Raw genomic sequence first — 20,820 nt, forward strand, 5'->3', positions numbered from 1 at the left:
GTGGCGCTCCTTTACCATGGAAATGGCGCGTAATCTTTCAAAAAATGGCCAAACAATGGCTCGTCAGCGTGATTAATGCCTTGGGCAATCGGATCGTAAATGCGTGCCATGCCATCAATTGCATCAAGCGGCGGATAAAACCCATGCTCATTTTGCAACATCTGCTGCTTAGCATACGGATTTTCGTCGGTAATCCAGCCGGTATCAACGCTATTCATAAAAATGCCAGTTTGGGCATAATCTTGGGCCGCAGTTCTGGTGAGCATATTCAGCGCTGCTTTGGCCATGTTAGTATGCGGATGGCGTGCAGTTTTGCTGGTACGCTGAAATTGACCTTCCATGGCTGAAACATTGATGATAAAGCGCCGCGCAAATGGCGAGCGCAACAACAATGGTTTGAGCTGACTATTGAGCATAAATGGTGCAACCGCATTGATTAATTGCACTTCGAGCAACTCGCGCGTATCAATCTGATCAAGCAGCAACGACCAACTATTGTGCTCACGATAATCGAGTGGCAAGCCATCGTAATCGTGGCGTGTATGATCAATCACATGCTGGCCTGTTCCAAGCAAAGCATAGCTCTGGCTCTGCTTGAGCAAATCCAAATGCTGTTGCTCATGATGAACCAGTAGGTGCTGATCTTCATTCTGCGCTTGGCGTTCGGCTTCGATCAAAGGCCGATAAAACTCATAAGGCCGTTTGATCGTTTGGGCTGCGTTGTTAATCAGCAGATCGATGCTTGGCTCGGTGGCGTGCAAATGGGCAATAAATTGCTCAACCGCTGGCAGCATGCGCAAATCTAAGCCATAAATTTGCACCCGATCAAGCCATTCGTGGCTATCTGGCTCGGCTTTGAGCCGTTGGGCGCAATCGTGGGCAAAGCGCGTGGTTGCAATGACCCGTGCGCCATCGCGCAATAGGCGCAACACCAATTGATAGCCAATTTTAATCCGGCCACCAGTAACCACCGCCACCCGCCCAGTCAGATCGGCGCGTTGTTGGCGTTTTTGATAATTCAGTTCAGCGCATGCCGGACACAGCGCATGATAAAAAAAGTGTAGGCTGGTATACGATTGCTTGCAGCTATAACAATGATTGGCGCGTTGCAACTCGCTAGTTGCTTCGCTTGGCAATACTGGCGGCGCGTTTTGGCCGCGTTTGTGTTGCAGAAGGATTGTCTGCTCTCTCAAGTGTTGATCGTGATTGACCATTTGTTGGCGTTTGCGGTCGTTTTGGGCTTTGCGGCCTTGCTTATAGATTTTGGCAACCAATGATTTAAAACGGTCGTGCTGGTCGATCTGGCTGGGATCATCAGCAATCTGTTGCAAAATCGTTAAGCAAAGCTCAATCTGTTCTGCTGAAAATTGTATACATGTGCTCCTTTCGTTATTCAATAAGCCAAATTTGGCCAAACTCGCTGCTGGGCGGATTTGCACCGCCATCTTTGATTTGGCGAAACAATGCTTTTCATTAAGCGACAGCGCGAGCTTGGCTGAAATAGGTGGGCCTTGAACCCACATCCCCGGAGTTGGAGGCCAGTGCTCTTCCAATTGAGCTACTATTTCATATCTTGAGCTGCGATCAAGGCCATGAACCGAGCGGATTTGCACCGCTATCACTACCTTGGCAAGGTAATGCTTTTCATTAAGCTACGGTTCATGGCCAAGTTTGAAATAGGTGGGCCTCGAAACCACATCTCAAAGTATTTGGGCTAAGCGCTCTTCCAATTGAGCTACTATTTCAAGGTTGATTATACCGCCTATTTTTGCTGTGGCATGCGGCTTTAGGCGGGTTTAATCGGCGTAATCAAGCGCTATAATGCTATCCATAAACGCAAATGGAGGCCAATGATGGGAACCAGAACCCGAGCAACTGATGTGATGTGCCGTGTGACTAGCGATTTTGAGCTATTGAGCTTTGAGGCAACTGAATTTACTGCCGAAGAAGCTGCTACAAAGCTCAACTTGCCGTTGAATATGTTGTTTAAAACCTTGCTCGTCAAAGGCGAGAAAAAAGGCTATGTGTTGGCAGTTGTGCCGAGCGATCATCATTTGAGCCTGAAGAAATTAGCCGATGCAATTGGCGATAAACGGGTTGAAATGGCTCCGATCGAGGAATTAACTCGCTTGACTGGCTATCTCAAGGGTGGGGTTTCGCCGTTGGGTACGCGGCGGGCAATGCCGGTTGTGCTCGATTTCAGTGCCTTTCAGCATGCGCGCATTAGTTTGAGCGCCGGCCAACGTGGCTTGCAAATGTTGGTAGCGCCAAGCCATTTACAACAAGCAGCCAAAGCCCAAGTGGCCGATATTAGCGACGACCAGAGCTAAACTGATTATTAAAATGACAAATATTGACACATGAGCGTGTTAGACTGACAATCAGTAACGACAAACCTTGCAAGCCTTTTGCACGTACTGTCGAGCGAAGTTGTTAAATGTTTCCCGCACGGGAACTAGAAATGAAGCACGCATGTATACTCTCCTTGATCGTCCGTTGCACACCATTCCGTTTGTGTTGTTCGATATGGAAAGCACTGGCTTAGATGTTCAAATTGGGCATCGCATTTGTGAAATGGCTGCAATGCGCATTCAAGGTCGCGAGATTATTGATCGTTGTGAGTTTTTGGTAAATCCGCAACGCGAAATTGATCCCGCTGCATTCGCGGTTAATGGTATTAGTGCCGAAATGATCGCAAATGCACCATCATTTGGCGAAGTTTGGCCCAAGGTCAATAAATTGTTTCACGAAGCAGTGCTAGTTGCGCACAACGCCTATTTTGATATTGGGTTCTTGACCAGCGAATTAGGTCGTATTAATTTGCCACCGTTGGAAACTCCAGTTATCGATACGCTGGCTTTGGCGCGACGCTACATCACTGCGCGGCGCTACAATTTGACTTCGTTGGCGACCAACCTTGGCGAAAAAGCGCCTTCGCACCGCGCCATGAGCGATGTTGTGGCCTTGCGCCCAGTCTTTGAACATCTGCTCGATATTTTGTATCGCAAAGGTGTGCATACCTTGGCCGATTTGCTGCGCGCTCAGCGGGGCCTGTTGCCTGGCGATGAAGAAAGCCCGTTGATTCAAGAAATTTCGACGGCCATGACCAGCCGTCAATCGTTGATGATTTCGTATCGGACTGCTGGCGGCGACCCAGTTGAGCGGCGGGTATTGCCAATTGGCCTGACGGTTGAGGGCAAACGCCACATCTTGCACGCCTACTGCTACTTGCGCAATGCGCAGCGCATGTTCGCGCTCGACCGCTTATCAATTGTCGAATTATAATCTTGCCTTAGTCAAAGCAAAGCCCTGTGCCCGCAGTCTGGCGCAGGGTTGGGCTGAGGCAACAATCGCTCAATCGTGATCATTCGTTGGGCAATTTGACAAAAATCGGCTGCTGGATATAATACACAACGTTGCATGGCGCATTCGTCTAGCGGCCTAGGACGTCACCCTTTCAAGGTGAAGATCACGGGTTCGAATCCCGTATGCGTCACCAAGACACTCGGTTTTGCCGAGTGTCTTTTTGTTTAACGTTGCTTTTAGCGGCAAGGAGGCTTGATGCAACACCAAAGCTTGGACGTTGACGCATCGCTGCGTTCGCAGATTGTGCAGCTGTGGGCTTTGGCTGAATCGCAGGCCTACTATAATCGGCAGGCAATTATTCCCGATTCGTATGCCCAATTGATTATTTGCTGTGGTGCGCCGCTGCAATGGCTGCAACCCAATGGCACGCTCTGCGAGCTGCCAGCGGCGTTTATTTTGGGCGTGCAACAGCAACCATTGCATTTGTATGCAACTGGCGCTTGCCAACTGGTTGGCATTCAAATCTATGCGTGGGCGGTTGGCGATTTGCTAGGCCAAGCTTGTGTACCGAATCAACCATTGGCACTTCAGGAGCTGCACTGGCAACGTTTTGCCAATCAGGTTCGTCATTGGGCGCGGGCTGCCGATTTGGCTACACTGTTGCAGCACGTTCATGAGTATTTAATCGATCACGTGGGTGCGAGCAAGCCCACGTTGGCGCTGCACCACAGCGGTTTGCTGCTCTATCAACAGCTTGGCAATCTGCGCATGAGCGAATTGGCCCAGCATCAAAAGCTCTCGCTAAGCCAATTTGAGCGCCAATTTCGCCAAATAACGGGCATTACGCCCAAGCAACTGGCGCGTTTGATTCGCTTTGAGCAGGTGCGCGATCGCTTGGTGCAGCAACCACAACAATCGATTGCCGCGCTCGCAGTCGATTTGGGTTATAGCGATCAAGCCCATTTGCTGCATGAATTTCGCCATTTTGCTGGCCTTACGCCGCGCCAATTTTGCCAGCAAGTTAATGCCGATTTTTTACAAGATTAAGCCTCGTGCAGGCAGTATGCTGTTGTTCTGTTATCGAGGAGTAACGATGAACGAGCAACAAAAACCAATCGGCTATTGGCTCAAAGAGGCCGATCAGGCGATTACCGCATGTTTGGATCGGGCAATGGCCCAGTTTGGCTTATCGCGTTTGGCTTGGCAACTATTGAATATTGTGCAGCAACAGCAGCCAGTGCGCTTGGATTCAGTGTCAACGATCAGCGCTGTGTTGGCTGATCACGCGAACCTGCGCACAACCGTCGTAGCTTTGATTGAACACCATTGGCTGACGATTGTAACTCAGCATGATGTACTGGCCTGCGAACTCACAATCGATCCAGCGGCGCAGGCGCGCTTTGCTGATGTTACGCGCTTGGTGCACCAGCAGCGGGCGCAACTGATGCAGCAGATCACGCCAGAAGCGTATCAAACAACGCTCAACGTGTTGGCGCAGCTCATTAAGAATGCCGAGGCCAGCAATGCAGCTTAATCATCTGAATTTGATTGTTAGCGATTTGGCTGAGGCGTGTGATTTCTTTTGTCGTTATTTTGATTTTGCTGTGCTGGCGACCAAAGGCTCCAGTTTGGCGGTCTTGCAAGGCCAAGCCCAATTTAGCTTGGTTTTAAGCCAAAAAAACGAGCTACCGCAGTATCCTGCTGGTTTTCATGTGGGCTTTATTCTTGAATCGACCGCTGCTGTTGACCAATGTTTTGCCCGTTTGCAGGCTGAATATGCGGCGACAATTCAGCAACCGCATCCAATGCGCGGCAGCTATGGCTTCTACGTTGAAGCGCCTTCAGCAATGTTGATTGAGGTGAGTACGCTGCTTTAACGTGCAATTAGCATGACGTTTGCATTCGATCGGTATAAGCATAGCTTCACGCTCTTCGCGTTCTTTGTGGTTCCCGTCTCGCTTAGTCCTGCGCATTGAACGCCTTATCGCTCATTCGGATAAAGCGTTGCTGTGTGCAGGGCTCGGCGTTGGCGTTGGCGAATACGAATCTTGTGCCTTAAGCGATCAACGAGCCAACCAAGGGCTAGGCCAATGCTGGCAATTTTGAGCGCTCTAACGCCGTAGCCACGCTGGCTAAACTTCCAGAGATCGGGGTTCACAAACAGATTTTGTAGATAGCAAACGCCAAGCAGATAGCTACTAGTTGCGATCAGTGGCGCTAACAGCAGATAGTGCTTGTGAGCAAATAAGCCACCAATCAGTAAACTAAAACTCATAATAAGATACAGGAAGAAACGGTGACTGAATGGCTCATTGCGGGCAAATATAAGCTGGGTTGCTGAAATACCGAGCACTAATGGACGCAACCCGATCCATTGCAATAACAAGCAGCTCGTAAATGCTAATATTGCGAGCCAATTACTTTTAAAAAGATACTGCATAACCTAAGTATAAAAGAAATAATTTTGGGATCAACTATGTTTGTTGTAACAAATGCGTAACAAAAAAACAGCAGCTAGAATGCAATAGCTCTAGCTGCTGATGGTTTGATGAACAATACTTGGAATTTAGGCTTTTGAATCGTTGATCGAGGCTGTTGGGCTTGGTTGGAGCGTAATCACGGTTACTTCTGGTTTGGTGCCAAGCCGGAAGGGAATGCCCCAATAGTTGGTGCCTGGGTTGATGTAAAGCAGCGATTGCGCTACTTGATAGTGGCCCATTGAATGTTCCAAAAAGGCTGAGGCCATGCTCCAGCCAAGTTTGGGGATGGCAAATTGGCCGTAGTGGGTATGCCCGCTCAATGTCAATGGTACGTTGCGTTCGGCCAATGCTGGCCAGAGGGCTGGGTTATGCGCCAAGACCACGTGAAAATCGTTGGCCGGAATATTGGTCAAGGTTTTGGCAATATCTGGTCCAACTGCTTCGCGACCCGCTGCCACATAGGTTCCGGCGGGATCGCCAGTGCCCGCCAACCACCAACGCACCCCGCGATAGTTAAAAGCAGTGGCTTGATTGACTAAAACTTTGATGCCCATCTGTTCTAAGCCAGCGCGCACGCCATCCCACCCTGCATAGACATCGTGGTTGCCTGCGATCGCGACCACACCTAATGGTGCTGAAAGCTGGCCGAAGGCAGCAGCAAACGGCTTAACATCATCGACATAATCATCAACTTGATCGCCAGTCATCACAATCAAATCGGGCTTGGCTGCTTCGATTGCCTCGACCACATTGCGCAAATGGTGGCGCGACGTATGCGGCCCAACATGAGTATCCGAAATTTGTACAATCTTCAAGCCTGCCAGTTCGCTGGGCAATTGCGGCAAATTGGCGGTCAATTCGCGCACGGCCAAGCGGCGTGAGCCAAAATAGGCCAAGCCAATACCTGCCAAATAGAGTAGCCCAATGCCGCCAGCAAGGCTACGCCCAACGATGCCACTGCTATGAAACGGCAAGCCGATGATTAAACCGACCAAGCCACCCATGGCCATCAGCGGCAACAGCAATTGGCTATACCAAAATGGTCGAAAGCCCCATAAGCGCAGATGCGCCGATGGTGCAACCGGCCCGCCAAACGAGCGCGCAACGAAGAGCAATGGAATATAACTCAGCAGCATCAAGCCGACGATGCTGAACCAACCACCAGGGATGATGCTATAAAACACGCTGCCAATAATCAGCCAGCACAAGGCCATCCATGCCATCACAATGCTGGCGATTTTGCTCCGATTAAGCTGTTGCGGTCGTGCTCGACGTTGGGGTCTGCTGTTTGCCTCTGATGAAGCCATACGCTATTTCCTCTCTGGGATGATTAAATTGCATATTTCGCTGTGCCGCCATCGCAAGCACCTAGGTAGTGTACTACGAGTTGCCTGCTTGCCAAGCCTTTGTCATAGATGTTCAAAAAGCCAACAATTCTGCAATGCTTGTTCAGCTTCGTGTCCTTCGCGCTCTTCGTGGTTGCGCTTACATTGATACTTGACTCTGCCACTGTGTCAGGCTTTATGGTTTGCTCATTAATCTGAAGGAGCAATAGCGTGCAAATACCAATCAGCCAAGCGCCAGCGCAGCAGCAAACCCAAGCAAGCTGGTTTCGGACATTACTAAGCCATCGTGGCGTTCAATTGACGTTCGTTTTGTGGATTGTTGGCCATGGCCTGATCGTGTTGTTGACCAATGGCGCGTTGCCGTTTGATCGGCCTGCGTTTGCTGGTGCGCCCTTTCTGATGCAGATGCTTGTGCCAAGCATTATGCTGATTGAAGTGTTTGTATTGATGGGTTTGACCTATATGCTCACGCGCAAACGCACAATCCCTGATCTTGCTGCGCGCGCTCCTGAACGGAGCCAAGCCTTGCGCGAAACACTTGGATTAATCGCCTATGCCGCGTTTGGCCAAGCGTTGGGCTGGGTTTTAGGCCCGTTATTGGGCTTCAAGCCCTTCAGTTTTCATTTGGCAGGAACTTTGGTTGGTGGGCATAGCGATTTAGCGGTAGCCGAAGTGTGGAGCTGGGCAATTTATAATTTTGTGGTTTATGCGGTTGGGCCGTATCTGTGGTTTCGGCGGCGCTATTCGGCAGCTCAGCTCAACTTGGTCTCAAGCAATCGCCGCAATGATTTGCTGGTAATTGGCGTGATTGGTATTTCAGAAATATTATTCGAGTTAACAACCTTGAGTACCAGCCTCAATCGCTTAAGTTTTAGCCAATTGGCCTTGGGCTTGCCACTTTCCTTTGTGATTTATGGCATTGGCACTGTGCTGCCAACCATGGTGCTGATCTATTCAATTTTGGTTCCGCGCTTCCTCAAACTGACGAATTCGGCTATCACCACGGTGCTGCTTGGCGGTCTGTGCTATGCGCTGGTGCACATGGCCGAGGCTTGGACCAACTTTAGCACGCCAACCAATGCGCTAATTTCAATTATCTTTATGCTGATCAATTACTTTGGGGCTGGCATGATCAAAACGGTGCTGACCTTGCGCACAGGCAATGCCTCGGTCCATGCCTGGGGCTATCACGCTATCGCGCCGCACGTCATCATTGATACGCCGCATATCATCACTATCTTCGGCATTCGCTAAATCGAAGGGGCAGTTGAGAGGGATCAGGGGCCAGTAGCTAGAGTGTTTCATTGAATTGGCATCAATGTTCCCTCACCCCCCAAGCCCCCTCGCCCACTGAACGCGGGCGAGGGGAGCACTTCTTTTTTACCCATGCATTGCGGATGAACCACGAGATTAAAGCCCCTCGCCCGCGCACGGGAGAGGGGTTGGGGTGAGGGGATCATGGGCCAGTAGCTAGGGGCTTATTCATATGCCGACCCATGACAACTAGCCCCTGACCCCTCGATTTATGCTCTATGTTCTATGCTCTATGTTCTTTTATGCTCCGACGACGCGGGTAGCCAAAGGATAGCCAGCGCCAAAAATTGCCCCCAGCAGTTGATCTTTGATCGCGGCGAATTCGGCGCTGCCACGTTGGCGGCTACGCGGCAGGTGAATTGGCAAATTGAGCGCAATATGTTGATTTTGAATCAACAGCACGCGGTCGGCTAAGGCAATGGCTTCTTCAACATCGTGGGTGACGAGAATGGCGGTGAAGCCCTGAGCCCACCACAATTGCTCGACTAATTGCTGCATTTCGATCCGTGTGAGGGCATCGAGTGCCCCAAATGGCTCATCGAGCAGCAACAAACTTGGGGTGTTGGCGATGGCGCGGGCGAGGGCTAAGCGTTGGCGTTCGCCACCAGATAAACCTAAAGGCCAGTCGTAGGCGCGATCGGCGAGGCCAACTTGGTGCAAGGCTTGCAGGGCTTGATCTGCATTGAGACCAGGCAAACCGAGCGCAACATTCTCCCAAACCCGTTTCCACGGCAGCAAGCGCGCATCCTGAAACATTACCCGCGCCGCCGGATTCAAGCCAGCGAGCGGGCTATCATCAAGCGCAACTTGGCCAATGGTTGGCTCGGTGAGGCCAGCAATCAAGCGCAAGAGCGTGGTTTTGCCACAGCCGCTTTTGCCGATGACGGCGATAAACTCGCCTGGCTTAATTTCAAGATTGATGTCGTGCAAAATTGTGCGGTTGGCAATCGCCTTGCCCAAACCACGCAGCCCTAATTCAACGCCACGAATACTCATCACACACACTCCTACGAGATTATTGTTTATGCGCCAACTTGCCAACGAAGGCTGCGGCGTTCGATCAAACGAGCAATTGTGTCGGCCAATTTGCCAAGCAGGGCATAAATCACAATGCCCATAACCAACACGTCGGTTTGCATAAATTCACGGGCGTTCATGGTCAAGTGGCCAATGCCCGCGTTGGATGCCAAGCTTTCAGCGACGATCAAGGTGAGCCACATAACTCCCAAGGCATAGCGTAAACCAACCAAAATCGAGGGCAACGCCCCGGGAAAGATAATATGGCGAAACAAACCCCATTTCGATAGCCCATAGACAATGCCCATCTCGCGCAGCTTGGGATCGATGCTGCGGACACCGTGATAGGTATTCAGATAGAGCGGGAAGAACACGCCAAACGCTACCAAAAAGAGGCGTGATGTTTCGCCAATGCCAAACCATAAAATCACCAATGGCAGCAACGCCAAATGGGGAATATTGCGAATCATTTGGAAACTGCTATCAAACAGCCGTTCGCTGAGTGGAAATGTGCCATTCAACAGCCCAAACACAAAACCAAGGCTGCCACCAATTGCCAAGCCAACCAAGGCACGGCGTGTACTAATCGCAATATCGCCAAGCAAATTGTGGTGCAGCAGCAAATCCCAGGTTGTTTGCAGAATCGTGCTGGGTGCTGGCAAAACCCGTGCGCTGAGCCAGCCAAGCGTTGCCGCAAGTTGCCACACCCCAATCAGCACAATTGGCACCAGCCATGGCAGCCAGCGTTGGCCCAATTGGCGCAGTTGCAGCCGTCGGGCGGGGCGCGTCGCACTCGTTGTTTGTTCAATCGCCAATGCCATTGCCATGCTCCTTATTGAAGGGCTAGGGTTCAGGGACTAGGTTTTTAGCCACGAATTGCACGAATTCCACAGATTGTTAGGATTGGGCTATTGGCTGGAGGCTATTGGCTTTCGGATGGATGATCATGCCAATTCCAACCAATTTTCGATAGCCCATAGCCTGAAGCCTATTGCCTTTATGCTCTATGTTCTATGTTCTATGTTCTGACTTGGCCCTCACGCCGCGAAAACTCGTGCAATTGCAATAGCTCACCAAAGATGCCTGGTTGATTGGCTGGTGGCGTTGGTTTGTTGCCCAACGGCAAGCGCGGGAACAACAATTCGGCCACGCGATAGGCTTCTTCTAGGTGTGGATAGCCTGAGAGCACAAAGGTATCGATCCCAAGCTCGCTATATTCGAGCATGCGCTCGGCGACCGTGCCCGCATCGCCAACTAAGGCCGTGCCTGCGCCACCGCGTACCAAGCCAACTCCTGCCCACAAATTCGGGCTAACTTCAAGCTGATCGCGGCGGCCATTGTGCAAGGCTTGCATGCGCTTTTGGCCAACCGAATCCATTTTGGAGAAGGCTGCTTGAGCAGCGGCAATTGCAGCATCGTCAACATAGCGAATCAGATCGTTGGCTGCATCCCACGCTGCTTGGTTGGTTTCGCGCACGATCACATGCATGCGCATGCCGAAGCGAAGCGTGCGCCCATGCTTGGCTGCCAAAGCCCGCACTTGGGCGATTTTCTCGGCAACTTGGGCTGGCGGTTCGCCCCACGTCAGATAAACATCAACATGTTTGGCGGCAACTTCGAGCGCTGCTGGCGATGAACCACCAAAATAGAGCGGTGGATGTGGTTGTTGGACTGGCGGTAAAAGCAATTTGCCGTCGGTGACATGAATATGCTGGCCTTCGAGGGTCACATGTTCGCCAGCCAAGACCCGCCGCCAAACTTCCAAAAATTCGTCGGTCAGAGCATAGCGCTGATCGTGGTCGAGCTGTAAGCCATCGCTGGCAACTTCGGCAGTGTCGCCACCAGCAACTACGTTGATCAACAAACGACCATTGGAAATGCGGTCGAAGGTTGAGGCCATGCGCACGGCTGGGCCAGGCAACATTAAGCCTGGACGAATTGCCACCAAAAATTTCATCTGGCGCGTAACCGCTGCCAGTGCCGAGGCCAAAACCCAAGCATCCTCACAGTAATGACCAGTTGGCAGCAATGCGCCGGTAAAGCCCAATTCATCGACCGCTTGGGCAATTTGGCGCAAATAGGGAAACGTCGTCGAGCGGCTAGCCACGGTCGAGGCGAGATAGCGTCCATCGCCGTGAGTTGGAATAAACCATAAGATTTCCATCGAGCCAAGCTCCTTTATCAATGAGCGCTGTCGTTGGGTCACACCACCCCAGCGAACACCAACGACAGCAGGAAATCATCACTGATGATTATACAGATCGGCGCTATTGCGCGCTGGTTTGGGCTGGCTGCCACGTCCAGACTGCATCGCGAATGCTGACCTTTTTTGGAATTAAGCCTAATTCAAAGAAGGTATCGGCAATTTGTTGTTGCTCATTCACTAGCGTATCGTCGAGCGGGCTAAGCCCAAAGGCCTGTTTCTTGGCCACTTCTTCTAAGATTGCTGCATCAACGCCAATTACGGGAGCCAAAATCTTGGCTACTGCTTGCGGCTCTTGCTGCGACCAAAGCTCAACTTTTTGAATTTCTTCTAAGGTTGCGCTAACCAGATCGGGATGCTGCTCGGTAAAGGTTTTGGCGGCCAAATAATAGCTATGGCTGGACGCAAGGCTAGCTCCATCGTGGATCACGCGGGCATCGGTGGCCTTGAGCGCAATCGTCAAATAGGGTTCCCAAATAATCCAGGCATCGACGCTGCCACCCTCGAAGGCAGGGCGGGCATCGGGCGGAGTCAGAAAAGCTGGCTCAATATCGCTATATTGCAAGCCTGCCTCGCGCAAGACATCAATCGCAAAATAATGGGCGCTTGAGCCTTTGGCGAAGGCAACTTTTTTGCCTTTCAGCTCGCTAACGCTTTGAATTGGCGAGTCTTTCGGTACGAGCAAGGCTTGGCCAGTTGGCGAAGCAGCAACCGAAGCGATATACACCAGCGGCGTGCCAGCAGCTTGGGCAAAAATTGGCGGCGTTTGGCCAGTTGAGCCAAGGTCAATGCTGCCAGCATTCAGTGCTTCCAGCAATGGCGGCCCAGCGGCAAACTCAACCCATTCAACCTTCACATCTTTGAGCCGATTCTCAAGCGCGCCGTTGCCCTTGAGAATCGGCAACGAGCCACCCTTTTGATAGCCAATCCGCAGGCTGCGGGTGCTCGTTTGTCCATTCGAAGCAGCATCATTGCTGGTAGAACCACAGCTTGCCAAAAGCCCTACAATCAAAGCCAAGGCCAAGCGTTGCCAACCAATCGAAAAACGGCGTGCCATGATCTGCTCCTTAGGCCACTGCTGCCAATGGCAAAACTCCTAATTGCTGGGCAATATCATCAAGCGCCAGCCCCAAACGTTCTTCTAAATGGCGATGAATGCGCGGCTGCGATTTGGTTGCAGTTAATTGAATTTGCTGCTCGGCGGCAAACAGGCTCGGAATAATATGTTTGGCTCCAAGCTGGCGAAAGCGCGCCGCCAAATCTGCATAAATTTGGCCTTCGGTACGCGCCGATGAGCCAGTAATTATTGGCAATACCAGCGTATTCCGTAAAACTCCTGCTGGAAGTAAATTAAGCCACGCACGTAATAATTCAGCATAGGTATCCTTATAAATAGGCGTTGCCACAATTAATGCTCCAGCTTGGCGAATAAGTTGGGTATAATGACGCACTGCTGGGCTGAATTGGGCTTGGCCGATCAATTCCTCTGGTGGAATATCCCGCACACTCATCGATTTAACGACCAGCGCGTGGCGTTCTAACACAGCCTTGGAATGCTCCAAAAGCACTGCTGTTGTTGAGCGGGGCGCTGGACTACCCGCTAAAGTTACGACATCAACCACCACACACTCCTTAGATGACTTTCTTGATAAAGATACTTAACAATTGCTAGTATAGGCAGCTAAGGTTCCAAAGTAGGTTCCATGCTGGTAGCAAAGTGGTTCCAAATCAAGCGTATGTGGGATGGAGTATAATCAGACTTTGTGACCGAACTTAAACAATACCTGGCTTAAGGAGCTTGTGTGGATAAATCATTACGCTCAAAAGTTGTAATCTCGGTGGTGCTTGGCGTAATTGTTATGCTTGGCTTGTCGCTGTTTAGCGATATTGGCAAAGTTGGCGATAGCCTAAGCACCTTTAATTGGCTGATGTTGCCAGCAGTGTTGGGCTTTACCATCTTCAATTATGTGTTGCGTTGGCTCAAATGGGATTACTATCTGCGCAAACTTGGCCAAGGCACCAATGTCAGTTATGGCCAAAGTGCGCTGCTCTTTTGCGCTGGCATGGTGATGGCGGTAACGCCAGGCAAAGTTGGCGAGGTGCTCAAATCGGGCTTGCTCAAACGCTTGAATGGCACGCCCATTAGCCGTTCAGCGCCGATTGTGCTTGCCGAACGCTTGACCGATGGCTTGGCGATGCTGCTGTTGATGGGCACTGGTTTGGCCTTATATCCACCAGCGCGCCCAGCCTTTGTGGCGTTGGTTATTTTGAGCGTGCTTGGTTTGTCCTTGTTCCAAAATCGCCGCATTGCCTTGGGCTTTATTGGTTGGCTTGAACGTGGGCGCTTGGCGCGTTTTGCCAAGCCCTTACACAGCTTTTACGAAAGCAGCGCCGAGTTGTTGAGCGGACGTTTGTTGGTGGTCTCGACGATTATTTCGGTGGTTTCGTGGGCTGGCGAATGTGTGGCCATGTATTATGTGTTGCGCGGCTTTGGCGCTGAAGCATCTGGATCACTTTTGTTACAATCGACCTTTATTTTTGCCGCCTCGACGCTGTTTGGTCTGGTATCATTCTTACCAGGTGGCTTGGGCGCTTCGGAAGTTTCGAGCACCTTGTTAATTACCACCTTGGTAAAATTAGGCGAAGGTGCTGCAACCGCCGCCACAATTGTGATTCGCTTTTGCACTTTGTGGTTTGGCGTGTTGGTTGGCATTGTTGCCATGAGCATTTTCGCCCATCGTTATGGACTGATCGAGTCGGAGGCAACCAATCTTGCGAAAGAAGCTTAACTATGTTTTGGGGCTAGGTTTGGGCCTTGCTTTATTAATTGGCTGTGGCTCGGATGCGGCGCTGAGTGAGGTAACGCTCAGCGAGCCAATTATCAATTTGAATACTGGCCCGCGTACCACCACGATCAGCTATTTAATTGGCCAGCCAACTAATGTTTCAATTTGGCTCGAAACCGCTGCTGGCGAGCGTTACGCCCTGCGTCAAGCAGTTACCCGCGAGCCTTCCAAGGATGCCTATCAAGTGGTGTTCGATGGCAGCGTGCCGATTGATGCTGATACCAATCGTTTGCTGCCAAGCGGCAGTTATACGCTGGTGGTTGAGGCCGAAAACGCTGCGGTGCAACGGCTTAATCTACAAATTGATCAAGCGCCAAGCACCAGTTTCGATGTGTATGATCTGCGGGTCACGCCCAATCCATTTTCGCCAAATGATGATGCGGTTGAGGATTTCACCACCTTCTCCTATCGCTTGCCAATTACGGCCACCGTTTCGCTCGATGTGATCGACCCAACCAACCAGACGCGCTATCCAATCGTTAATCGCGAGCTGCAAGGGCTTGGCGAGCATAGCGAAGCTTGGTCGGGGCGGCCAGTGGTTGGCGGCATTTTGGCGGCTGGCCAATATCAATATGAATTGCGCGCCGATGATGGGATTGGCAATCGCGTGACCAAGCGCGGCGAGGTAACCCTCAGCAGTGCAGGGATTGGTTCGCTTGATGTGCTGAGTGTCGAAATTGGCCCTGAGCAAATCTTATTAAACGATACCATCACGGTGACCTTCAAGGTTAAAAATAATAGCGAAGTGGCGTTGCGCACCTTTGGCCCTGCTTCGGGCTACACCTACAGCACCAACCAAAGCTATTCATCGATTGAAAACGAGCAATATGCCAACCTTGGTGGTGGCTTGTGGCGGGTGGCGATCGATTGGGATGGCAATGGCGGCTCTGGTTTTCGCTATCCATTCCGCTGGGCAATTTCGCCGCGCAGCCCTGAGCAATGGGCCGACCCAAATAAATTCGATTACCTGTATCCAGGCGAAGAAGCGACGATTATTGGGCGCGTACAAATTAAACAGCGTGAAGATCGCATGACCTTTTATGCTGGCGTAGCCCATGAAGGTGTCGATTACCCAACCAATCGGCTTAAACCAACCTTGATTCTCGTTTCGTTCTAAGCTTAAACCAACAACCCACGGGAAATCCGTGGGTTGATTTATTTTAGGCAGCACCAGTTTTGGTGAGCAATTGATAAACTAATTGATTGAGGCGGGTTTCGGCTTCGAGGTAGGTTGGCGCATAGCCGACTAATTCGCCATCAAGATACATAGCAAAATCGCCAGTTTTTCGATCATATACAATCATTTTGCGATACATGGATGTACTCGCTTTCTTTAGGTACGTTGTCGATAACCCAGTAATGAATATTTTAGCACAAACGTTCGTGATAATCAAGACCTATTTGTTAACGAAATAGGCTTTTAATGCGTTTGCTGGCCTGAGTATACGCTTTGGTTGTGACAACTAGTGTCACTTGATTAATCCACGTGCTGAAAATAAGCGATTAATTAATGACAACCAGAACTAGCCAATCGTAGCCAACATGGCGCTGAAATAGCGCAAAACTCAACCCAGCGGGCTATTTGCAGTCTTGTCTACTATCGGCTATGATCTTAAGTTGGGTGTGTGGTGTGATTTTTGTTCACACAGCGCGGCACACATCGTACTATTGACATTGAAGTACAGCTAGTAGCCTTGGCTACTGGCATGGTGGAGGACGCTGTGCGACGACCAAAATTATGGTTTGGAATCGCGATTAGTGTATTCTTTTTATGGTGGTCATTTAATGGTCTTGATTGGGCTGGCTTTTGGGATGCGCTGAGCACCGCCAATTATTGGTGGATTATCCCAGGTGTTTTGGTCTATTTTGGGGCTGTTTGGGCCAGAACGTGGCGTTGGCACTATATGCTGCGCCATATCAAAGCGGTTTCAATTCGCCGCTTGTTCCCTGTCGTCGTGATTGGCTACATGGGCAACAATGTCTACCCCGCCCGTGCTGGAGAAGTGATTCGTTCGTATGTGCTCAAGCGCAAAGAAGGCATCGGCATGGGCGCATCGCTCACCACCGTCATTCTTGAACGCTTATTTGATGGTTTGGTGATGCTCTTATTTGTGTTTGTCACCTTGCCATTTATTGAATTGCCAGCGCTGTGGAACAATTTGGTGATTATTTCATCAATTTTGTTTGGGGTTGCCTTGGTTATCTTTTTGATGATTGCCAGCAACCAACGGCGCACTGAGCAGCTGTATACGTGGGCATTGCGCAGCATTGTGCCACAACGCTTCCATAGCAAAGCTCATGGCTTGTTTGATAAAATTATGCTTGGCTTGCATTCGTTACGTTCGCCCCGCGAGATGCTGATGATTTTCGTCACTTCAACTGCAATTTGGCTGACCGAAACGACCAAGTATTGGTTTGTGATGCAGGCCTTCGATTTCCATGTCTCGTTTGATGTGTTGATGTTGATGACTGCCGTTGCCAACTTGGCGCTGATTATTCCAGCTGCACCTGGTGGCGCTGGCACTTTCGATGCAGCAGGCATTAGCGTCTTGAAATCGTTTAATGTGGCCGAAAGTATTGCCACCGGCTATACATTGGTGCTGCACTTGGCGCTGTGGGTGCCAATTACCGTGCTCGGTTTTTGGTATATGTGGCGCGAGCGGGTCGCTTGGAACGAATTTGATCAAGCGGTTAACGAAAGCCAAGCTGCCGAAAATCGCATTCAACAACGCGAGGCAGCCTTACGAGAAGAATTAGGCGAATCGGCCAATGCGCCGCACGCTGAAGTTGAGGTACGACTTTGAAAACCATTGCAGTAATTGGCGCGGGCTTCGCTGGATTAAGCGCCGCCTATGATTTGGCTTGTGCTGGCCACAACGTAACTGTGTATGAAGCTGCGCCCCAAGTTGGTGGCTTGGCAGCAGGCTTTCAGGCCGAGGGCTGGGATTGGTCGCTGGAAAAGTTCTATCATCATATTTTTGGCTCGGATAAGGCGCTGCTTGATTTTATTAAAGAAATTCGCGCCGATGATTTGCTCTTTTTCAATAGCCCTGTTTCTGGCCAATGGGATGCTCAGCGTGGCTCGATTGAGATTGGTGGCGTAGTGCCATTGCTCACCTACCCACATCTTTCGGTTTTTAATCGCTTGCGCAATGCCGCTGGCGGGGCTTGGCTCAAATTTTTGGCAGTTATCAATCGCTGGCAGCACCTCGAACAAACCACTGCCGAGCGCTACATTCAAAAGCTGATGGGCAAGCCAGCCTACGAAGCGATGTGGAAGCCAGTGCTCGAAGGTAAATTTGGCCCCTACACGCCAGAAGTTAATGCAGCATGGTTTTGGGCACGGATTGCCTCGCGCACCTTCAAACTTGGCTATTTTCGCGGCGGCTTTCAAGCCTTGGGCGAACGCATGGCCGATGCTGTGCGCAAAAAGGGTGGCACGATTCGTCTGAATAGCCCAGTCAAAGAGCTACGCAAAATCGAACAAGGCTGGTTGGTGGTCAGCAACGATCAAACTAGCTACGATCAAGTGCTCTCAACAACCTCGCCAAGCTTGCTCAAACGCATGACCCCCGATTTGCCAGCCAGCTATACCGCCAAACTCGACCAACTTAAGTCGATTGGTGCAGTTGTATTGACGGTGGCGCTCAAGCAATCGCTGACTAATGGCATGTATTGGATGAACATGGACAAAAAGCATTTTCCCTTTTTGGCCTTGGTCGAGCATACTCAAATGATTGATCGTCGCCATTATGGCGGCCAGCACTTGGTCTATCTTGGCGATTATCTTGAACCTTCGCACGAATATTTTCAACTTAGCAAAGAAGAACTCTTAGAACGCTTTATGCCTTCGTTGAGCAAGGTCAATCCACAGTTCAAGCCCGATTGGATTGAGGGTGTGTGGTTGCATCGCGAAGCCTATGCCCAGCCAATTGTGCCAGTCAACCATAGCCAATCAATTCCAGCTCTGAAAACGCCGCTGGAAGATTTGTGGTGGGCGAGCATGAGCCAAGTCTACCCATGGGATCGCGGCACGAACTTTGCGGTCGAAATTGGCCGCCGCGCCGCCAAAGAGATGTTGGCAAAGTAGAACATAGAGCACAGAACATAGAACATAACGCTTGGGAGTTGGGGATCGGGGGCATAATGCGAAAGGATGAGGGATGAATTATGAGGGATGAAGAGCAGAGACCATAGAGCATAAAAGCCTCTAGCCCAACTTCGCGATCTTCGTGCTCTTCGTGGTTCCGATCCTTTGTGTCCTTCGTGCTCTTCGTGGATCAAAAAAAGGCCCGCGTTGCATCACCCAAAAACGGTGATACAGCGCGGGCTTGCTGTTTAATACAACTCGCCGAACTTCGTTTGCAAATACTTGACGTACGGTGCTGCATCCATTGGGCGGCCAGTGGCGCGCTTGATCAGCTCGTTGGGCAAGAATTTGCTGCCATGCTGGAGGATGTTTTCACGCATCCAGCCAAGCAATGTGCCAAATTCACCACGGCGCATTTCATCCCAAATTTCTGGATGCTTAGCAATCGCCGTATCGAATAATTGGACCGAAAGTACATTGCCGATGGTATAGGTTGGAAAATAGCCAAACATCATGCCCGACCAGTGAATATCTTGCAGCACGCCTTCTGCATCGTTTGCTGGCGTAATGCCAAGGTAGGTTTGCATTTTGGCATTCCAGGCTTCAGGCAAATCGGCGACCTGGAGTTTGCCTTCAAGCAGCGCAATTTCCAATTCCATGCGCAGCAAAATGTGTAAGTTGTAGGTCAACTCATCGGCTTCGACCCGAATCAACGATGGCTTGACGGTATTGACCGCGCGATAGAATGTTTCTAGATCGACGTTGGTCAATGGCTCAGGGAAGGTGGCTTGCAAATCGCCATAGAAAAACTCCCAGAATGGCCGCGAACGGCCAACGATGTTTTCCCACATGCGCGATTGCGATTCGTGCACGCCCAACGATGTGCCCCGACCAAGCGGCGTGCGATTCAATTCGGGCTTGATATTTTGCTCGTACAAGGCGTGGCCAGTTTCGTGGAGCGTGCCAAACAGCGCTGGTGAGAGCCAATTTGGATTAAAGCGCGTGGTGATCCGCACGTCGTCGCGGCCAAAGTTGGTGCAGAACGGGTGGGTACTGCGATCTTGGCGGCCTCGATTCCAATCGTAGCCATAGCGCACGGTAACGTTTTTGCCAAATTCCTCTTGCAACGCTTCTGGATAGTTGCCATGCAGCGGAGCATCGCGGCCATCATCGCCCATTGCAGCAATCTTGAGGGCCAATGGTACAGTGCCAGCCTTCAATTCATCGAAGAGCGCAATTGCTTGGTTGGTGGTCAAACCGCGTTCGTAGCTATTGAGCAAGGCATCGTAGGGATGTTCGTCGTAGCCCAACAACTCAGCTTGTTCGCGCACCATGTCGACAATCGTTTCGAGATGGGGTTGAAACATGGCAAAATCTGATTTGGCGCGTGCATCTTCCCAAACGTTGCCAGCCAAGGCCCGCACCCGTGATTGCTTGGCGATAAACTCGGCAGGCAATTTGGTTGAACGCTCGTAATTGTAGCGCGTATGGCTGATCAAACGAGCTTCATCCGAGTCGGGCGGCAAATCGGCGACATTGATTGCATCGAGCAGTTTGAGGGTTTTTTCGCTGGTAAACAGCTCATGCGAAATCCGGCTGATCGTTGCTAATTGTTCGGCGCGAGTGCTGGCACCGCCGCGAGGCATTTGGGTGCGTTGATCCCACGATAGCAAGCCTGCGGCGTGGTTGAGGTCGCGAATGGTTGCCAAATGTTCGCGTAATTGCTCAAGAGCTTGACTCATGAATCGATAATCCTTCTGCTTGGAGCAGCATAATCACATGTGATCGGGCTGCTCGTCATTCCTGCTCTATTTTAGCATATGTTGATATGATCATACAGGGTTATTTTTAAGTATTGCATGATCACTGGATAATTGAAGAGTACAAAGATCGGAACCACGAAGAACGCGAAGTTGGGCTATTGGCTATCTGTACTGGTTCATCACGTTAACCATTGTCTGATCCCCTCACCCCAACCCCTCGCCCGTGCGCGGGCGAGGGGCTTTAATCGTAAGGTTCTGTCGCAATACGTGATACAAAACGGTCGGCTCCCCCTCGCCCGCATCCAGTGGGAGAGGGGGTTGGGGGGTGCTTTCAAGGGTAGGTAGTTCGGGGAGGAAACGACAAACGGCAGAGAATTCGCGTATACTGGACGTGTCAGCACCCATGTCTACGAGGAATTCTATGCCGTTCCATGCTAGTTTAGCCGATTGGGAAG

At 50.9% G+C, this 20,820-nt stretch carries 20 protein-coding genes and 4 tRNA genes; 11 read left to right on the top strand and 13 right to left on the bottom strand.

What is annotated here, in order from left to right:
- Positions 1–11: 11 nt before the first annotated feature.
- The 4 genes from C5S61_RS11390 to C5S61_RS26845 form a co-directional block, all read right to left on the bottom strand.
- The gene (locus C5S61_RS11390; protein WP_205701385.1) at positions 12–1,439 is read right to left on the bottom strand and encodes an SDR family NAD(P)-dependent oxidoreductase; all 1,428 of its coding nucleotides are present in this window, start codon (positions 1,437–1,439) and stop codon (positions 12–14) included.
- Positions 1,440–1,496: 57 nt separating this feature from the next.
- Positions 1,497–1,568: transfer RNA gene (locus C5S61_RS11395), tRNA-Trp, on the bottom strand.
- A gap of 24 nt (positions 1,569–1,592) precedes the next feature.
- Positions 1,593–1,662 (bottom strand) — tRNA-Gly (locus C5S61_RS11400).
- Between the two features lie 10 nt (positions 1,663–1,672).
- Positions 1,673–1,745, bottom strand: a tRNA-OTHER gene (locus C5S61_RS26845).
- A gap of 108 nt (positions 1,746–1,853) precedes the next feature.
- Here C5S61_RS26845 and C5S61_RS11405 point away from each other — a divergent pair.
- The 6 genes from C5S61_RS11405 (at position 1,854) to C5S61_RS11430 (ending at position 5,183) form a co-directional block, all read left to right on the top strand.
- Positions 1,854–2,330 carry an aminoacyl-tRNA deacylase gene (locus C5S61_RS11405; protein WP_164689385.1) on the top strand — a complete coding sequence of 159 codons (477 nt, stop codon included), beginning with the start codon at positions 1,854–1,856 and terminating at the stop codon, positions 2,328–2,330.
- 142 nt (positions 2,331–2,472) lie between these two features.
- On the top strand, positions 2,473–3,285 hold the full coding sequence (locus C5S61_RS11410) for an exonuclease domain-containing protein (RefSeq protein ID WP_110515180.1): 813 nt from the start codon (positions 2,473–2,475) through the stop codon (positions 3,283–3,285).
- Positions 3,286–3,422: 137 nt separating this feature from the next.
- Positions 3,423–3,499, top strand: a tRNA-Glu gene (locus tag C5S61_RS11415).
- A 62-nt stretch (positions 3,500–3,561) separates the two neighbouring features.
- The gene (locus C5S61_RS11420; RefSeq protein ID WP_110515181.1) at positions 3,562–4,353 is read left to right on the top strand and encodes a helix-turn-helix domain-containing protein; all 792 of its coding nucleotides are present in this window, start codon (positions 3,562–3,564) and stop codon (positions 4,351–4,353) included.
- Between the two features lie 46 nt (positions 4,354–4,399).
- The gene (locus C5S61_RS11425; protein WP_110515182.1) at positions 4,400–4,840 is read left to right on the top strand and encodes a winged helix DNA-binding protein; all 441 of its coding nucleotides are present in this window, start codon (positions 4,400–4,402) and stop codon (positions 4,838–4,840) included.
- Positions 4,830–5,183 carry a VOC family protein gene (locus tag C5S61_RS11430; protein ID WP_164689387.1) on the top strand — a complete coding sequence of 118 codons (354 nt, stop codon included), beginning with the start codon at positions 4,830–4,832 and terminating at the stop codon, positions 5,181–5,183. Before C5S61_RS11425 ends, C5S61_RS11430 begins: the two co-directional genes overlap by 11 nt.
- 104 nt (positions 5,184–5,287) lie before the next feature.
- On the opposite strand, the gene C5S61_RS11435 is transcribed toward C5S61_RS11430, so the two are convergent.
- Positions 5,288–5,581: a hypothetical protein gene (locus C5S61_RS11435; RefSeq protein WP_124033421.1), complete on the bottom strand. Its 294-nt coding sequence runs from the start codon at positions 5,579–5,581 to the stop codon at positions 5,288–5,290.
- A 291-nt stretch (positions 5,582–5,872) separates the two neighbouring features.
- The gene (locus C5S61_RS11440; protein ID WP_110515185.1) at positions 5,873–7,093 is read right to left on the bottom strand and encodes a metallophosphoesterase; all 1,221 of its coding nucleotides are present in this window, start codon (positions 7,091–7,093) and stop codon (positions 5,873–5,875) included.
- A gap of 249 nt (positions 7,094–7,342) precedes the next feature.
- On the opposite strand from C5S61_RS11440, the gene C5S61_RS11445 reads away from it, so the two are divergent.
- On the top strand, positions 7,343–8,386 hold the full coding sequence (locus C5S61_RS11445; RefSeq protein ID WP_110515186.1) for a hypothetical protein: 1,044 nt from the start codon (positions 7,343–7,345) through the stop codon (positions 8,384–8,386).
- Between the two features lie 300 nt (positions 8,387–8,686).
- Here C5S61_RS11445 and C5S61_RS11450 read toward each other — a convergent pair whose 3' ends face one another.
- The 5 genes from C5S61_RS11450 to C5S61_RS11470 form a co-directional block, all read right to left on the bottom strand.
- Positions 8,687–9,442, bottom strand: coding sequence for an ABC transporter ATP-binding protein (locus tag C5S61_RS11450; protein WP_110515187.1), 756 nt, complete (start codon positions 9,440–9,442; stop codon positions 8,687–8,689).
- Positions 9,443–9,468: 26 nt separating this feature from the next.
- Entirely contained in the window at positions 9,469–10,284 is an 816-nt protein-coding gene (locus C5S61_RS11455) for an ABC transporter permease subunit (protein WP_110515188.1), read from the bottom strand.
- 197 nt (positions 10,285–10,481) lie between these two features.
- Positions 10,482–11,627 carry an FMNH2-dependent alkanesulfonate monooxygenase gene (gene ssuD, locus C5S61_RS11460; RefSeq protein WP_110515189.1) on the bottom strand — a complete coding sequence of 382 codons (1,146 nt, stop codon included), beginning with the start codon at positions 11,625–11,627 and terminating at the stop codon, positions 10,482–10,484.
- Between the two features lie 103 nt (positions 11,628–11,730).
- Complete coding sequence (locus tag C5S61_RS11465) at positions 11,731–12,723, bottom strand: sulfonate ABC transporter substrate-binding protein (RefSeq protein WP_110515190.1); 993 nt, start codon at positions 12,721–12,723, stop codon at positions 11,731–11,733.
- 10 nt (positions 12,724–12,733) lie between these two features.
- Positions 12,734–13,291 carry an NAD(P)H-dependent oxidoreductase gene (locus C5S61_RS11470; protein ID WP_110515191.1) on the bottom strand — a complete coding sequence of 186 codons (558 nt, stop codon included), beginning with the start codon at positions 13,289–13,291 and terminating at the stop codon, positions 12,734–12,736.
- Positions 13,292–13,468: 177 nt separating this feature from the next.
- Here C5S61_RS11470 and C5S61_RS11475 point away from each other — a divergent pair, with 177 nt between their 5' ends.
- Both C5S61_RS11475 and C5S61_RS11480 read left to right on the top strand, forming a co-directional pair.
- On the top strand, positions 13,469–14,455 hold the full coding sequence (locus tag C5S61_RS11475) for a lysylphosphatidylglycerol synthase transmembrane domain-containing protein (RefSeq protein WP_110515192.1): 987 nt from the start codon (positions 13,469–13,471) through the stop codon (positions 14,453–14,455).
- On the top strand, positions 14,439–15,629 hold the full coding sequence (locus C5S61_RS11480; protein ID WP_124033422.1) for a hypothetical protein: 1,191 nt from the start codon (positions 14,439–14,441) through the stop codon (positions 15,627–15,629). The genes C5S61_RS11475 and C5S61_RS11480 overlap by 17 nt, the downstream gene beginning before the upstream one ends.
- A gap of 43 nt (positions 15,630–15,672) precedes the next feature.
- Here C5S61_RS11480 and C5S61_RS26850 read toward each other — a convergent pair whose 3' ends face one another.
- A complete protein-coding gene (locus C5S61_RS26850) occupies positions 15,673–15,828 on the bottom strand; it encodes a hypothetical protein (RefSeq protein WP_164689389.1) in 156 nt (51 codons plus the stop codon).
- A 405-nt stretch (positions 15,829–16,233) separates the two neighbouring features.
- Here C5S61_RS26850 and C5S61_RS11485 point away from each other — a divergent pair, with 405 nt between their 5' ends.
- Entirely contained in the window at positions 16,234–17,316 is a 1,083-nt protein-coding gene (locus C5S61_RS11485) for a lysylphosphatidylglycerol synthase transmembrane domain-containing protein (protein WP_110515194.1), read from the top strand.
- On the top strand, positions 17,313–18,602 hold the full coding sequence (locus C5S61_RS11490; protein ID WP_110515195.1) for an NAD(P)/FAD-dependent oxidoreductase: 1,290 nt from the start codon (positions 17,313–17,315) through the stop codon (positions 18,600–18,602). Before C5S61_RS11485 ends, C5S61_RS11490 begins: the two co-directional genes overlap by 4 nt.
- A gap of 248 nt (positions 18,603–18,850) precedes the next feature.
- Here the strand turns inward: C5S61_RS11490 and C5S61_RS11495 are convergent, their stop codons facing one another.
- Positions 18,851–20,344, bottom strand: coding sequence for a carboxypeptidase M32 (locus C5S61_RS11495; RefSeq protein ID WP_110515196.1), 1,494 nt, complete (start codon positions 20,342–20,344; stop codon positions 18,851–18,853).
- Positions 20,345–20,820: the final 476 nt, after the last annotated feature.

Source organism: Herpetosiphon llansteffanensis, from assembly GCF_003205875.1.
Taxonomy (GTDB): Bacteria; Chloroflexota; Chloroflexia; order Chloroflexales; family Herpetosiphonaceae; genus Herpetosiphon; species Herpetosiphon llansteffanensis.

What these genes read in the sequence shown, in the direction of transcription:
- C5S61_RS11405 (WP_164689385.1), top strand. Translation starts at nt 1,854, where the DNA reads ATGGGAACCAGAACCCGAGCAACTGATGTGATGTGCCGTGTGACTAGC.
- C5S61_RS11410 (WP_110515180.1), top strand. Translation starts at nt 2,473, where the DNA reads ATGTATACTCTCCTTGATCGTCCGTTGCACACCATTCCGTTTGTGTTG.
- C5S61_RS11420 (WP_110515181.1), top strand. Translation starts at nt 3,562, where the DNA reads ATGCAACACCAAAGCTTGGACGTTGACGCATCGCTGCGTTCGCAGATT.
- C5S61_RS11425 (WP_110515182.1), top strand. Translation starts at nt 4,400, where the DNA reads ATGAACGAGCAACAAAAACCAATCGGCTATTGGCTCAAAGAGGCCGAT.
- C5S61_RS11430 (WP_164689387.1), top strand. Translation starts at nt 4,830, where the DNA reads ATGCAGCTTAATCATCTGAATTTGATTGTTAGCGATTTGGCTGAGGCG.
- C5S61_RS11435 (WP_124033421.1), bottom strand. Translation starts at nt 5,581, where the DNA reads ATGAGTTTTAGTTTACTGATTGGTGGCTTATTTGCTCACAAGCACTAT.
- C5S61_RS11440 (WP_110515185.1), bottom strand. Translation starts at nt 7,093, where the DNA reads ATGGCTTCATCAGAGGCAAACAGCAGACCCCAACGTCGAGCACGACCG.
- C5S61_RS11450 (WP_110515187.1), bottom strand. Translation starts at nt 9,442, where the DNA reads ATGAGTATTCGTGGCGTTGAATTAGGGCTGCGTGGTTTGGGCAAGGCG.
- C5S61_RS11455 (WP_110515188.1), bottom strand. Translation starts at nt 10,284, where the DNA reads ATGGCATTGGCGATTGAACAAACAACGAGTGCGACGCGCCCCGCCCGA.
- ssuD (WP_110515189.1), bottom strand. Translation starts at nt 11,627, where the DNA reads ATGGAAATCTTATGGTTTATTCCAACTCACGGCGATGGACGCTATCTC.
- C5S61_RS11465 (WP_110515190.1), bottom strand. Translation starts at nt 12,723, where the DNA reads ATGGCACGCCGTTTTTCGATTGGTTGGCAACGCTTGGCCTTGGCTTTG.
- C5S61_RS26850 (WP_164689389.1), bottom strand. Translation starts at nt 15,828, where the DNA reads ATGTATCGCAAAATGATTGTATATGATCGAAAAACTGGCGATTTTGCT.
- C5S61_RS11495 (WP_110515196.1), bottom strand. Translation starts at nt 20,344, where the DNA reads ATGAGTCAAGCTCTTGAGCAATTACGCGAACATTTGGCAACCATTCGC.